This window comes from Streptomyces viridiviolaceus (assembly GCF_014650995.1).
Taxonomy (GTDB): Bacteria; Actinomycetota; Actinomycetes; order Streptomycetales; family Streptomycetaceae; genus Streptomyces; species Streptomyces viridiviolaceus.
This window is the reverse complement of sequence record NZ_BMWA01000016.1, coordinates 34,402-47,613: the sequence shown is the minus strand read 5'-3', so window position 1 is coordinate 47,613 and position 13,212 is coordinate 34,402. Positions and strand designations below refer to the sequence as shown.

At 70.6% G+C, this 13,212-nt stretch carries 11 protein-coding genes and 1 pseudogene; 2 read left to right on the top strand and 10 right to left on the bottom strand.

The window, feature by feature from the left end; all coding sequences use genetic code 11:
• Positions 1–6 precede the first annotated feature (6 nt).
• The 6 genes and pseudogenes from IE260_RS23670 to glyA form a co-directional block, all read right to left on the bottom strand.
• Positions 7–1,385 (bottom strand): annotated as a pseudogene (locus IE260_RS23670) (L-serine ammonia-lyase).
• Positions 1,382–1,975, bottom strand: coding sequence for a sarcosine oxidase subunit gamma (locus IE260_RS23665; RefSeq protein WP_189875111.1), 594 nt, complete (start codon positions 1,973–1,975; stop codon positions 1,382–1,384). Before IE260_RS23665 ends, IE260_RS23670 begins: the two are co-directional and overlap by 4 nt.
• Positions 1,965–4,826, bottom strand: a complete 2,862-nt coding sequence (locus tag IE260_RS23660) for a 2Fe-2S iron-sulfur cluster-binding protein (RefSeq protein WP_189875109.1) — start codon at positions 4,824–4,826, stop codon at positions 1,965–1,967. The genes IE260_RS23665 and IE260_RS23660 overlap by 11 nt, the downstream gene beginning before the upstream one ends.
• Positions 4,826–5,149 carry a sarcosine oxidase subunit delta gene (locus tag IE260_RS43095; protein WP_189875107.1) on the bottom strand — a complete coding sequence of 108 codons (324 nt, stop codon included), beginning with the start codon at positions 5,147–5,149 and terminating at the stop codon, positions 4,826–4,828. The genes IE260_RS23660 and IE260_RS43095 overlap by 1 nt, the downstream gene beginning before the upstream one ends.
• A gap of 27 nt (positions 5,150–5,176) precedes the next feature.
• On the bottom strand, positions 5,177–6,424 hold the full coding sequence (locus IE260_RS23650; protein WP_189875105.1) for a sarcosine oxidase subunit beta family protein: 1,248 nt from the start codon (positions 6,422–6,424) through the stop codon (positions 5,177–5,179).
• On the bottom strand, positions 6,424–7,758 hold the full coding sequence (gene glyA, locus IE260_RS23645) for a serine hydroxymethyltransferase (protein ID WP_189875103.1): 1,335 nt from the start codon (positions 7,756–7,758) through the stop codon (positions 6,424–6,426). Before glyA ends, IE260_RS23650 begins: the two co-directional genes overlap by 1 nt.
• Positions 7,759–7,899: 141 nt before the next feature.
• Here glyA and IE260_RS23640 point away from each other — a divergent pair, with 141 nt between their 5' ends.
• Complete coding sequence (locus tag IE260_RS23640; RefSeq protein WP_189875101.1) at positions 7,900–8,553, top strand: GntR family transcriptional regulator; 654 nt, start codon at positions 7,900–7,902, stop codon at positions 8,551–8,553.
• 160 nt (positions 8,554–8,713) lie between these two features.
• Here the strand turns inward: IE260_RS23640 and IE260_RS23635 are convergent, their stop codons facing one another.
• From IE260_RS23635 to IE260_RS23620, 4 genes are all read right to left on the bottom strand, one after another.
• Positions 8,714–9,493, bottom strand: a complete 780-nt coding sequence (locus IE260_RS23635) for a class I SAM-dependent methyltransferase (protein ID WP_189875099.1) — start codon at positions 9,491–9,493, stop codon at positions 8,714–8,716.
• A gap of 109 nt (positions 9,494–9,602) precedes the next feature.
• On the bottom strand, positions 9,603–10,970 hold the full coding sequence (locus IE260_RS23630) for an NAD(P)-binding domain-containing protein (protein ID WP_189875097.1): 1,368 nt from the start codon (positions 10,968–10,970) through the stop codon (positions 9,603–9,605).
• A gap of 221 nt (positions 10,971–11,191) precedes the next feature.
• Positions 11,192–12,283, bottom strand: coding sequence for an ACR3 family arsenite efflux transporter (arsB, locus tag IE260_RS23625; RefSeq protein WP_189875095.1), 1,092 nt, complete (start codon positions 12,281–12,283; stop codon positions 11,192–11,194).
• Complete coding sequence (locus IE260_RS23620) at positions 12,280–12,588, bottom strand: ArsR/SmtB family transcription factor (RefSeq protein ID WP_189875094.1); 309 nt, start codon at positions 12,586–12,588, stop codon at positions 12,280–12,282. Before IE260_RS23620 ends, arsB begins: the two co-directional genes overlap by 4 nt.
• 183 nt (positions 12,589–12,771) lie before the next feature.
• On the opposite strand from IE260_RS23620, the gene IE260_RS23615 reads away from it, so the two are divergent.
• The gene (locus IE260_RS23615) at positions 12,772–13,191 is read left to right on the top strand and encodes an arsenate reductase ArsC (RefSeq protein WP_189875092.1); all 420 of its coding nucleotides are present in this window, start codon (positions 12,772–12,774) and stop codon (positions 13,189–13,191) included.
• Positions 13,192–13,212 lie beyond the last annotated feature (21 nt).

Genomic DNA, 13,212 nt, shown 5'->3' with positions numbered 1-13,212 from the left:
GGCTCCTCAGCACTCGACGACGTTGAGGGCGAGACCGCCACGCGCGGTCTCCTTGTACGTGTCCTTCATGTCGGCTCCGGTCTCCCGCATGGTCTTGATCGCCTGGTCGAGGGAGACGTGGTGGCTGCCGTCACCGTGCACGGCCATCCGTGCCGCGGTGATGGCTTTGAGGGACGCCACCGCATTGCGTTCGATGCAGGGAATCTGGACCAGGCCGCCGACCGGATCGCAGGTCAGGCCGAGGTTGTGCTCGACGCCGATCTCCGCGGCGTTCTCCACTTGCTCCGGTGTTCCGCCGAGGACTTCGGCCAGGCCCGCCGCGGCCATCGAGCAGGCGGAGCCGACCTCGCCCTGGCATCCCACCTCGGCCCCCGAGATGGAGGCGTTCTCCTTGAACAGCACGCCGATGGCGGCCGCGGTCAGCAGGAAGCGGACGATGCCGTCGGGGCCGGCTTCTCGCACGAAACGCTCGTAGTAGTGCAGGACCGCCGGGACGATGCCGGCCGCCCCGTTGGTCGGGGCGGTCACCACCCGGCCGCCGGCCGCGTTCTCCTCGTTGACGGCCAGCGCGTACAGGGTGACCCACTCCATGGCGTGCAGGGAGTCCGTCTCGGCCTCCGTGTCCGCGGCCAGCAGTTTCCGGTGCAGCGCGGCCGCCGGCGGCGCACCTTGAGCCCGCCGGGCAGTACCCCGTCCCGCGTGCAGCCTCGGCGCACGCACTCCTGCATCACCGACCAGATGTGCAGGAGTCCGGCACGGACTTCCTCCTCGCTGCGCCAGGACAGTTCGTTCGCCATCATGATCGAGCTGATCGGCAGGCCGGTGGTGCGGGTGTGCGCCAGCAGTTCGGCGCCGGTGGTGAACGGGTGGCGCACCGGTGTGCTGTCCGGGACGATCCGCGGGCTGAACGCTTCCGAGTCGTCCAGTACGAAGCCGCCGCCGACGGAGTAGTACGTACGTGATGCCAGGCGGCGCCCGTCTTGGGCGGTGGCCTCGAAGGTCATGGCGTTCGAGTGGAAGGCCAGCCGCTTGCCACGGTGCAGTATCACGTCGTCGTCGAGGTGGAAGGCCATGGGGTGCTTGCCCAGCAGCCGCAGGTTCCGCGTCGCCCGGACGCGGTCCATCGTCGGTGCCGTGACGGCGGGGTCGACGAGCTCGGGCACCTCACCCTCCAGCCCCAGTACGACGGCCTTCACGCTGCCGTGGCCGTGCCCGGTGGCGCCCAGCGAGCCGAACAGTTCGACATGGACGCGGCTGGTCTCCGCGAGCAGGCCCTCCTGCTCCAAGGCGTACGCGAAGGAGTGTGCGGCGCGCATCGGGCCCACGGTGTGGGAACTCGACGGCCCGATGCCGACCTTGAACATGTCGAAGACGCTGATGCTCATCCGGTGCCTCCGCGGTATTCGGTGCAGGCGTCGACGAGCCAGGTGGCCAGGTAGGAAGCAAACGAGGAACGGACCAGCAGCCAGACGTCGGAGGCGGCTTCGCCCCGCACCACCAACGTGACCGGGGCCTGCGCCAGCAGCGTGTTCAGACACGAGCCGACGGGTGTCACCCGCGGGTCCAGGTCGATGGCACACCCCTGGGCCAGCACCGTGCGCACCAGGTGCCCGGACAGCGCCAGTGTCGTGCGCTGGGCCGAGACGTCGGTGACGGTGGCGAACTCGTCCCCGACGGCCGACCGCAGTTGTGCCAGGAGGTCGTCCTGCCGGCCGTCGGGAGCGACCAGCAGCCATTCGTCCGGGCCCATCCACAGCACCTTGACGTCGCCGGACATCTCCGCGCTCACGGGCCCCGGCAGGGTGACGTCCAGCACGGCCTCGACGGCCTTCGCCGCAGTGCTGCCGGGCTGCACCCGCAGTGTGAGCTGGGTCAGGAAGGGCAGTTCCCGCGCCTGCACCCCGGTGGGCAGCTGCGCCAGGTCGTCCTGCCAAGCGGCCAGCGGGCTGAAGCGAGTGGGCGTCTCAACCGTCACGGCGGGATCCCTCCTTGTCGAAGAGCACGGGGTCGGTCACGGTCACCGGGACGGTGCGGCCGTCCAACGGGACGTAGAGGGTTTCGCCGATGCGCTCGCTTCCGGAGCGGACCAGGGCCAGCGCGAACGTCCGCTGCAAGGCGTCGCTGCGGTAGCTGGAGGTGACATGGCCGAGCATGGGCACCGGCGGCTGGGGGATGCTGCTGGTGGCGATGATCTGGGCGCCCTCGGGGAGCAGGACCCGCTCGTCGGCCGGCAGCAGGCCCACCAGCTGTTTGCGGTCGCCGCGCTGGTTCTCCTCGCGGGAGAAGGACCGCTTGCCGATGAAGTCCGGCTTCTTCTTGGACACGACCCACGACATGCCCAGGTCCTGCGGGGTGACGGTGCCGTCGGTGTCCTGCCCGATGATCGGGTACGCCTTCTCCGCGCGCAGCACGTGCATGGTCTCGGTGCCGTACGGAGTGATGCCGAACGGGCCGCCGGCCGCGTACAGGGCGTTCCACACGGTGATGCCGTCCCAGGCGGGGACGTTGATCTCATAGGCGAGTTCACCGGAGAAGCTGATGCGGCAGACCCGTGCCGGGATGCCGGCAACGGTTGCGTCGCGCCAGGACATGAACGGGAAGGCGTCGTTGTCGGCGTCCAGGTCGGGAGCCACCAGGGCCAGCACGTCGCGGGAGCGGGGGCCGACCAGGGGGATGGTCACCCAGTGCTCGGTGACGGAGGTGAGGTGGACGCGCAGGTCCGGCCACTCCGTCTGCAGCCACTCCTCCATCCATTCCAGGACCTTGGCGGCGTTGCCGGTGGTCGTGGTCAGCAGGAACTCCTGCTCGGCCACCCGGATCACGGTGCCGTCGTCGATGGCCATGCCGTCGACGCCGCACATCACGCCGTACCGGACCCGGCCCACCTTGAGGGTGCTCATCATGTTCGTGTAGAGCCGGTCCAGCAGCACGCCGGCGTCCGGGCCCTGCACGTTGATCTTGCCGAGCGTGGAGCCGTCCATCATGGCGACGCCCGTGCGGGCGGCACGGCACTCGCGCAGCACTGCCTCTTCCATGCTCTCGCCCGGCTGCGGGTAGTACCAGGGGCGCTTCCACTGGCCGACGTCCTCGAACAGGGCACCGTGCTCGGCGTGCCAGGAGTGCAGCGCGGTCACCCGGACCGGGTCGAACAGTTCGCCGCGGTTGCGGCCCGCGAGCGCGGCGAAGGCCACGGGTACGGCGGGCGGACGCAGGCGCATCGTGCCGAGGTCGGCGACGTCCACCCCGAGCGCCTCGGCGACGATGCCCGACGTCATCACGCCGGACGTGCGGCCCTGGTCGTGGGCGGTACCGATCGTGGTGTAACGCTTGACGTGCTCCACCGACCGCAGTCCCGCCCCGGTCGCCCGCAGTACGTCGGAGACGAGGGCATCGCGCTGCAGGTCGACGAACTGGTGCGAGCCGTCCTGCCCGTCCCGGGGGCTCGGGACCCGCCACAGGACCCGGCCGGGCGCCCCTTGCGGCAGCGGACCGGTGCTCGGCAGGGTGAGAGTCCGACCGGTCCTGCCGAGGGCCGACAAGGCCCGCGAGGCGGCGTCCCCGCCGTCGGCGAGACAGCCGGCCAGGGTGAAGGTGCCTCCGGCCGATCCCGCCGTACGGACACTGCCGGGCGCCTGCGCCGGCACGAAGGCCCCGATCCCGGCGTCGTAGCGCAGGGTGCCGCGGGCCTGGCTGAACAGGGCGACGGCCGGGTTCCAGCCGCCGGAGACGAGCAGCAGGTCGCAGTCGATGCCCTGCCGTTCGCCGAGGCGCCCCCGGCTGAAGGGGGCGACGTGGGCGCGGGAGACGTGCTCGACGCCGCTGGTTCCGGTGACGACGTGCCCTGTGCGTATCTCGATGCCCCGCTCGTCGCACGCGGTGCGCCAGTGCGCCGGCACCTCCTCGCGGGCCTCGACCACCGCGGCGATCCGCACGCCGGCATCGGCCAGTTCGAGCGCTGCCGGGTAGGCGCTGTCGTTCGTGGTGAACACGACGGCCTGCCGTCCGGGCAGTACGCCGAAGCGGTTGAGGTAGGTGCGCGCCGAGCCGGCCAGCATGATGCCGGGGCGGTCGTTGTCGTCGAAGGCGACCGGACGCTCGTAGGCGCCGGTGGCGTACACGACCTGCCGGGCGCGGATGCGCCAGATCCGCTGTCGCGAGACATGGGCGGGTGCCGCCGCACCGAGGTGGTCGGTGCGCTTCTCCAGGGCCAGGACGAGTCCGTCGTCGTAGTGGCCGAAGGCCGTGGTGCGCTGCAGCACCTGTACGTCGGCGCAGGCGTCGAGTTCCGCGACGACCTCCCCGACCCACTCGGTCGCGGGCCTGCCGTCCAGCAGTTCCTGGCTGCCGAGGAGCGACCCTCCGGGCTCGGGGAGTTCGTCGACGAGGATCACGCGGGCGCCGGCGCGGGCGGCCGACAGTGTGGCGGTGAGCCCTGCGGGGCCGGCGCCGACGACCAGGAGGTCGCAGTGGGCGTGCAGGGTGTCGTAGCGGGCCGTGTCCGGCCGGCTGCTGAGGCGGCCCTGCCCGGAGAGCCCCCGTGCGTCGAGGCCGTCGTACAGCTCCACGGTGGTGCCCGTGAGCATGGGCTCGGGGAAGGGGGCCTCGATCTGCACGACCGCGTTGGGCTCTTCGGCTCCGGCGGCCAGGACACCGCGCGGCCGTCCGTACTTGATGCTGTCGGCCACGTGGTGCACCCCGTTGGCCAGCAGGGCCGAGGCGAGGGTGTCGCCGGGGTGCCCGGTGTAGGCGGTGCCGTCGAAGGTGAAGGAGAGCGTGGTGTCGCGGTCGATGCGACCGTGGCCGCCGGCACGGAACGGGTTGGTCATCAGCTGGCCTCCTGGCCCTTGCGCTGCTGTGCGGCGGCTGCGCTGCCCGTGAGGAGAGGGCGCGGGGCGCGGACGTCGTAGACGGCGAGGAACTCGTGGGTGACGGTGTCGCGCACGGCGTTGAACCAGCGTCGGCAGCCTGCCGCGTGCACCCACCTTTCGGCGAACGGGCCCTTGGGGTTGTCGCGGAAGAAGACGTACTGGGCCCACTGGTCGTCGTCGAGCGCGTAGGGGTCGTCGGGGTAGGCGACGTGCGCCTGCCCGCCGTAGTGGAATTCGATCTCCTCGCGCTCGCCGCACCAGGGGCAGGCGATGAGCTGCATGTCCGGTCTCCTTGGCTGGGGCTGCGGTCAGTGGGCTACGGCGGCTGCGCCGTGCTCGTCCACCAGGGCGCCGGTGGTGAAGCGGGCGAGGGTGAAGGGCGCGTTGTACGGGTGCGGTTCGCCGGTGGCGATCGTGTGCGCGTAGCACCAGCCGACGCCCGGGGTCGCCTTGAAGCCGCCGGTGCCCCAGCCGCAGTTGAGGTACAGGTTCTCGACGGGGGTGGTGCCGACGATGGGCGAGGCGTCCGGAGTGACGTCGACGATGCCGGCCCAGGTGCGCAGCATGTGGGCGCGGGCGAAGACGGGGAAGAGCTCCAGCGCGGCGGCCATCTGACGTTCCAGGATGTGGAAGGCGCCGCGCTGTCCGTAGCCGTTGTAGCTGTCGATGCCGGCGCCCATCACCAGCTCGCCCTTGTGTGCCTGGGAGACGTACACGTGCACCGCGTTCGACATCACCACGGTCGGGTGCACCGGCTCCAGCAGTTCCGAGACCAGCGCCTGGAGCGGGTGGCTCTGCAGCGGGAGGCGCAGGCCGGCCATGGAGGCCAGGACCGAGGAGTGTCCTGCGGCCGCGAGCGCGACCTTCCCGGCGGCGATCGGGCCACGGGTGGTCTGCACCCCTGTCACACGGCCGCCCCGGATGTCGAGGCCGGTGACCTCGCAGTCCTGGATCAGGTCGATGCCGTAGTCGTCCGCCCTCCGCGCGAACCCCCAGGCGACGTAGTCGTGCTTGGCGATGCCCGCGCGCGGCTGGTAGGTGGCACCGAGCACCGGGTAGCGCACGTCGGGTGAGATGTTGACGATGGGGCAGACCTCTGCGACCTCGTCCGGCTCGAGCCACTCGGCGTCGATGCCGTTGAGCTGGTTGGCGTAGACACGGCGCTTGCTGTCGCGGATGTCCTGCAGGCTGTGGGCGAGGTTGAGGACACCGCGCTGGCTGAAGAGGATGGGGTAGTCGAGGTCCTCTTCGAGGGTTTCCCACAGTTTCAGCGAGTGCTCGTAGATGCCGGAGCTCTCGTCCCAGAGGTAGTTGGAGCGGATGATGGTGGTGTTGCGGGCCATGTTGCCGCCCGCGAGCCAGCCCTTCTCCAGGACCGCGATGTCGGTGATGCCGTGGTTCTTGGCCAGGTAGTAGGCGGTGGCCAGACCGTGCCCGCCGCCGCCGACGATGACGACGTCGTAGGACGGCTTGGGGTCGGGGTTGCGCCACAGGAAGTCGGGGTGGTCGGGGAGGGCGTCCCCGGGCGTGGCGGGAGCGTTGTCGCGCGGGTGCATCAGTGACGAGCCTCCTGGGCCGCACGCTGCGGGTCGACGGGGTACAGGGGGAAGCGGTCGGTGAGCACCCGGACGCGTTCGCGCAGTGCGGCGGCGACCTCGTCGTCGAAGCCGGGCAGGAACGCCGTCGCGACGATGTCGGCGACCTCCGTGAACTCCTCGGCCCCGAAACCGCGGGCGGCCAGGGCGGGGGTGCCGATGCGGACGCCGGAGCTGACCATCGGCGGGCGAGGGTCGAAGGGAACGGCGTTGCGGTTGACGGTGATGCCGATCCGGTGCAGCCGGTCCTCGGCCTGGCGGCCGTCGAGTTCGGAGTGCCGCAGGTCCACCAGGACCAGGTGCACGTCCGTGCCTCCGGTCAGCACGCTGACTCCGGCGGCCTCGGTGTCCTCGGCCAGCAGCCGCTGGGCGAGGATCGCGGCTCCTTCCAGAGTGCGGCGCTGGCGGTCGGCGAACTCCGGCTGGGCGGCCATCTTGAAGGCCACGGCCTTCGCCGCGATGACATGTTCCAGGGGGCCGCCCTGCTGGCCGGGGAAGACCGAGGAGTTGATCTTCTTGGCGAGTTCGGCGGTGGACAGGATCACACCGCCGCGGGGACCGCCGAGGGTCTTGTGGGTGGTGGTGGTCACCACATGCGCGTGCGGGACGGGCGAGGGGTGCAGGCCCGCCGCGACCAGACCGGCGAAATGGGCCATGTCGACCATCAGGTAGGCGCCGACCTCGTCCGCGATGCGCCGGAATTCGGCGAAGTCGAGCCGGCGGGGATATGCCGACCAGCCTGCCACGATCAGCTTCGGCCGGTGCTCGTGGGCGAGCTTGCGGACCTGCTCCATGTCGATGCGGTGATCGCGCTCGCCGACCTGGTAGGCCGCCACGTTGTACAGGCGTCCGGAGAAGTTGATCCGCATGCCGTGGGTGAGGTGGCCGCCGTGCGCCAGGTCCAGCCCCAGGATCGTCTCGCCGGGCTGCAGCAGGGCGGCCATGACGGCGGCGTTGGCCTGGGCGCCGGAGTGGGGCTGCACATTGGCGGCTTCGGCGCCGAACAGCTCCTTGACGCGGTCGATGGCGAGCTGCTCGATGACGTCGACGTGCTCGCAGCCGCCGTAGTAGCGGCGGCCCGGGTAGCCCTCGGCGTATTTGTTGGTCAGCACCGAGCCCTGGGCCTGCATCACTGCGAGCGGCGCGAAGTTCTCGCTCGCGATCATCTCCAGCGTGTCGCGCTGCCGGGCCAGCTCCGCCTCGATCGCCAGGGCGATCTCGGGATCGAAGTCATCGAGCCGAGCGCCGAGAACCGCGGACCGAGCCACTCGTGAGTCGGGGGTATGGGCAGTCATGAGAACTCCCTCGGGAGCGACTGATGGAGGACGGCTGACAGACGAGCGAGTGAAGAACGTCTGACAGACGACTGATATATCAATGTTCTCTTGCGATACGCTAGGAGGGAGATCAGGCCGCGTCAAGGGAGGGATGTGCCGGTGACTTCTTCGACCGTCGCTGGTCAAGGTCATGGAACGCTGGCCGACCAGGCGTATCGCTCCATCGCGGACCGTCTTGTGACCCTCCAGATCCGCCCCGGCGAACCCATCAACGACGAGCGGATCGCCGGCGAACTCGGATTCGGGCGCACCCCGGTCCGCGAGGCGCTCAAGAGGCTGGAGCACGAACGCCTCATCGTCGCCTACCCCCGACGCGGAACCTTCGCCACCGAGGTGCAGATCGCCGATCTCGGGCACATCTCCGAAGTACGGCTGCAGCTCGAGCCCCTTGCCGCGGCACTGGCGGCCGAGCGGGCGAGCGATGGCGACCGCGCCGGACTCGACCGGCTGCTGGCGCAGCTCGCGAAGTCGTCCGACGGCGAGGGCGATCTGATCCGGCTGGACATGACCCTGCACCGGGCGATCTACGCCGCGACCCGCAATCCCTACCTCGAAGACACCCTGATCAGGTACGACAACCTGGCCACGCGGATCTGGTGCCTGTTCCTCGACCGGCTCCCGGGTCTGGCGGGGCACGTGCACGAGCACGGACCACTGCTGACCGCCATCATCGACCGCGACGCGGAGAAGGCCAAGGCACTGGCGGCGAGCCATGTGAAAGGGTTCGAGGTGGCGATCCGCAGCGTCATCTGAGCGCCCGCGGACGGTGTTCCTCGCTCCGGGCCACCGGCGTCACTGCGTGGCACCTGCGGTGTCGTCATCAGACACTCATCTGTCGAAGTGGTACAGAGACGATCCGCCGGCCTGGCACGCCTGGCACTACGGCAAGGCACGACCGCGAGCACGCGGGGACTCACAGCCGCCGGACGCGCAGTACGGCGGTGAGCATCGGCACAGTGAACTCGCCGCGGGCCGTCTCCGGCCTGCTCGCGAGGAATGCGCCGATCCGGTCCAGCGTGGCCTCTTGTTCCCGTTCCGACATGACCAGCACGCCCGCGCGTGTGCCGAGGGTCGCGACGAGGGAGTCGGCGGTGCGGCGCTGCCCGTGCGGGAACTCGGCCTGCTCCGGCGAGCCGAAGCGGGCGGCCACGCCAGTCTTCGGAAGGTGCATGCCGGCCGTCTCGGCACGCCAGCTGGTGGGCGTGTCACGAGGACCGATGGCCGCGCCGCCGCTGACCCGTGCGAGCTCGGCGACCCATTCGACCTGGTCGTCCATGACGTTCCACAGGCCGGCCAGGATGCCGTCGGGCGTGAGGACCCTGGCGATCTCGGGTCCCGCGACGGCCATGTCGAACCAGTGCATGGCGTTGCCGGCCAGCACGGCATCCACGGAAGCGTCCGGCAGCGGGATCGCCTCGGCACCACCGGACAGGGCACGGACGGACGGCAGCGAGCGGCGCAGCTCGGTCAGCATCGCGGGGTCCGGCTCGACCGCGATGACTTCGGCACCCAGCGCGACCAGCGTGCCGGTCAGCTTGCCGGTTCCGGCGCCGAGGTCGAGGACGCGCGGGCCGGGCGCGGGTTCGAGTGCCCAGCGCACCGCGGCCTGCGCGTAGTCCGGACGGTGCGCGTTGTACGCGACCGCTGCTGACCCGAACGACGAGGCGTGCAGTAGCCGTTCATCCTGATCCACACGGTCACGCTATCGGTGTTGCCGGCGGTCGGCTGCCGCGCCTCACGACCTCGGCGACGGCCACCCGACAGCGCCGCTGGACAGCTCAAGGCGTGATTACGGGCGGGGGTCAGTCGGAGCTGCCGCTGGAGGTGGCGGCGGGTGCGCCGAGCTGGATCAGCTGCGGGGCCGGGGCGCAGCAGCCGCCGCCGTCCGTCTGCTGGGTGTCGGGGGCGTCGAACAGTCCGGCTCCGCCGCAGACTCCGGTCTCGGGGAGGGTGAGTTCGACGCGGTCGGCGGCCTCGGTGTCGTCGGCGATGGCGGCGGCGACGGAGCGGACCTGCTCGTAGCCGGTCATGGCGAGGAACGTCGGGGCGCGGCCGTAGGACTTCATGCCGACCAGGTAGATGCCCTGTTCGGGGTGGGAGAGTTCGCGGTGGCCGTGCGGGTAGACGGTGCCACAGGAGTGCTGGTTGGGGTCGATCAGCGGGGCGAGGGCGACCGGGGCTTGCAGACGCTCGTCCAGGTTCAGGCGGACTTCGGAGAGGAAGGACAGGTCGGGGCGGAACCCGGTCAGCACGATCGCCTCGTCCACCGGCTGAAGCCCTCGGCCGTCCTCGCCCACCAGCACCAGGCTGCCGTCGTCGGCACGCTCGATCGCCTCGGTGCGGAACCCCGTGACGGCGTCGGCGCAGCCGTCGTCGACGGCGGCCTTGGCCGCCAGGCCCAGGGCGCCGCGGGCGGGGAGCTGGTCGGCTTCGCCGCCGCCGAAGGTGGCGCCGGAGATGCCGCGGCGCAGGACCCAGACCGCGTGGGTCCCCCTGCCGTCCTCGGACTTGGCCAGCTCGGCGAGGTAGGCGAGCGCGGTGAACGCTGAGGCGCCGGAGCCGATCACGGCGGTACGCCTGCCCGCGTAGCGGGCGCGGACGGCGGGGTCCTCGAGGTCGGGGACGCGGTAGGTGATGCGGCCGGCCGCCGCCTTCTCCCCGAGGGCCGGCAGGCCGCTGCCGCCTGCGGGGCCGGGAGTGGTCCAGGTGCCGGAGGCGTCGATGACCGCACGGGCGAGGATCCGCTCCTCCCGTCCGCCGGCGTACTGGACGTGAACGACGAAGGGCTGGGCCTCCCGGTCGGCATCCACGATGCGGTCGCGGCCGGCCCGCGAGACGCCGGTGACCGCGGCACCCAGGCGTACGCGGTCGCCGAGAGCGTCGGCGAGTGGCTGCAGGTACCGCTCCGCCCAGTCACCGCCGGACGGGTACGTCGCCGGGTCGGGGCGCGTCCAGCCGGTGGGAGCCAGCAGCTTCTCGGCGGCCGGGTCGACGACTTCGCCCCAGGTGGAGAACAGGCGCACATGGCTCCACTCGCGGACGGCCGCGCCGGCACTGGCGCCTGCCTCCAGAACGAGGGGTTGGATGCCGTGTTCGACGAGGTGGGCGGCAGCGGCGAGTCCGACGGGACCGGCTCCGATGACGATGACGGGAAGCTGCTGAGCGCTCATGGGCTCGGTCTCCTGAAGGGGATGCGATGTCAGCGAGCGTGGGCGAAGGCTGTCAGCCGGGAGTGCCGAAGGCGTTCGACCTCTTACTTTGACGACTGTCGATACGATGAGCCTGACACTTGCATTGACGGATGTCAACATAGACACGTGTCGAAGTCATGGAGTCGCGCCGCTGCCCGCCCCCACAGGACGGCAACGGGGTGCCGTGGTCGGCCGCCGCGTCACGAACCGGGCTGCGCGGTGGTGAACTTCCGCCGCCAGGCCAGGGAGACGTACACCAGCGCGACCAGCACCGGCACCTCGATCAGCGGACCGACGACGCCGGACAGGGCCTGGCCGGAGGTGACGCCGAAGGTGGCGATGGCGACCGCGATGGCCAGCTCGAAGTTGTTGCCGGCGGCCGTGAAGGCGAGGGTGGCGGTGCGGTCGTAGGCGAGCCCGATGGCCTTGCCCAGAGCGAAGGTGCCGAACCACATCACGGCGAAGTAGACCAGCAGCGGCAGGGCGATGCGGGCGACGTCCAGAGGCTGCGAGGTGATCGTCTTTCCCTGGAGGGCGAAGAGGATGACGATCGTGAAGAGCAGACCGTAGAGCGCCCAGGGGCCGATCTTCGACAGGAAGCCGGACTCGTAGTCCTCCCGGCCGAGCCTCTTCTCGCCGATGCGGCGGGTCAGGAAGCCGGCGAGCAGCGGGACGCCGAGGAAGACCGCCACGTTCAGGGCGATCTTCCACATGGAGATGTCGAGGTGCTCGCCGTCGCCGAGGCCGAGCCGGCCAGGGAGCAGGTCGAGGTAGAACCAGCCGAGCAGGCCGAAAGCGAGGACCTGGAAGACGCTGTTGAGGGCGACGAGGACGGCCGCGGCTTCGCGGTCGCCGCAGGCGAGGTCGTTCCAGATGATGACCATGGCGATGCAGCGCGCGAGACCGACGACGATCAGGCCGGTGCGGTACTCGGGCAGATCCGGCAGGAAGATCCAGGCCAGCGCGAACATGACCGCAGGTCCGACGACCCAGTTGACGACCAGGGAGGAGATCATCAGCCTGCGGTCGCCGGTGACCGCGTCCAGCTTGTCGTAGCGGACCTTGGCCAGGACCGGGTACATCATGATCAGCAGGCCGAGCGCGATCGGCAGGGAGATGCCTCCGATCTCGACCTTCGCCAGCGCGTCGTTCAGCCCGGGGATCACGCGTCCGAGCACGAGGCCGACGGCCATGGCCAGAAGGATCCACACGGCCAGGTAGCGGTCGAGGGTGGAGAGCTTGGCGACGACCGAGGCTTCTTCGGCGGTCGCGGCAGCTTCGGTGCGGGTCACGGGCAGGCCCTCTTGGCGTCGGCGTTGGCGCGTGCGGTTTCGGCGAGGTCGGCGAACTGGCCCGCGAGGGTCTCGACGACCTCGGGCCTGAGCCGGTAGTAGGTGAACCGGCCGCAGGGCTCGGTGTCCACGAACCCTGCCTCGCGCAGCACCTTGAGGTGGTTGGACAGGTTCGTCTGCTTGGCGCCCGTCTCCTCCACCAGGTGCGTGGTGCACAGCGTCTCGCGGGCCAGCAGGGTCACGATCCGGAGCCTGAGCGGGTCGGCCAGCACCCGGATCAAGTCATTGTCGACTGACGTCAGCATGGGCTGATACTGTCACATCACCTTGGACTGATACCAGTACGGGCTGACCCGTAGGCCCGCGGCACGCCCGCTCCGCCACCCGCACGGACGACATCACCACCCGCGTCACCGGCAGGGTCGCCGGCCGGCCGGACACCTGAAGCCCCCTGCATCACCTGCACTCACCCCGTGAAGGAAGAACGCATGTCCTCCGCCCCGCTCGCCTCCGTGCTGTTCGTCTGCGTACACAACGCCGGCCGTTCGCAGATGGCCGCCGGATTCCTCACCCACCTCGCGGGCGACCGGGTCGAGGTCCGCTCCGCCGGTTCGAGCCCCGTCGACCAGGTCAACCCGGCCGCCGTCGAGGCCATGGAGGAGATCGGTATCGACATCTCCGCCGCCGAGCCGAAGATCCTGACCACCGAGGCCATTCAGGCGTCCGACTACGTGATCACCATGGGCTGCGGGGACGCCTGCCCGGTCTTCCCCGGCAGGACCTACCTCGACTGGGCCTTGGCGGACCCGGCGGGCAAGGGCGTCGACGCCGTCCGGCCGATCCGCGACGAGATCAAGACCCGCATCGAGGCCCTCATCGCCGAGATCGACGCCAAGCGGGAGGCGTGACCCCACACCCCACCCCGACGA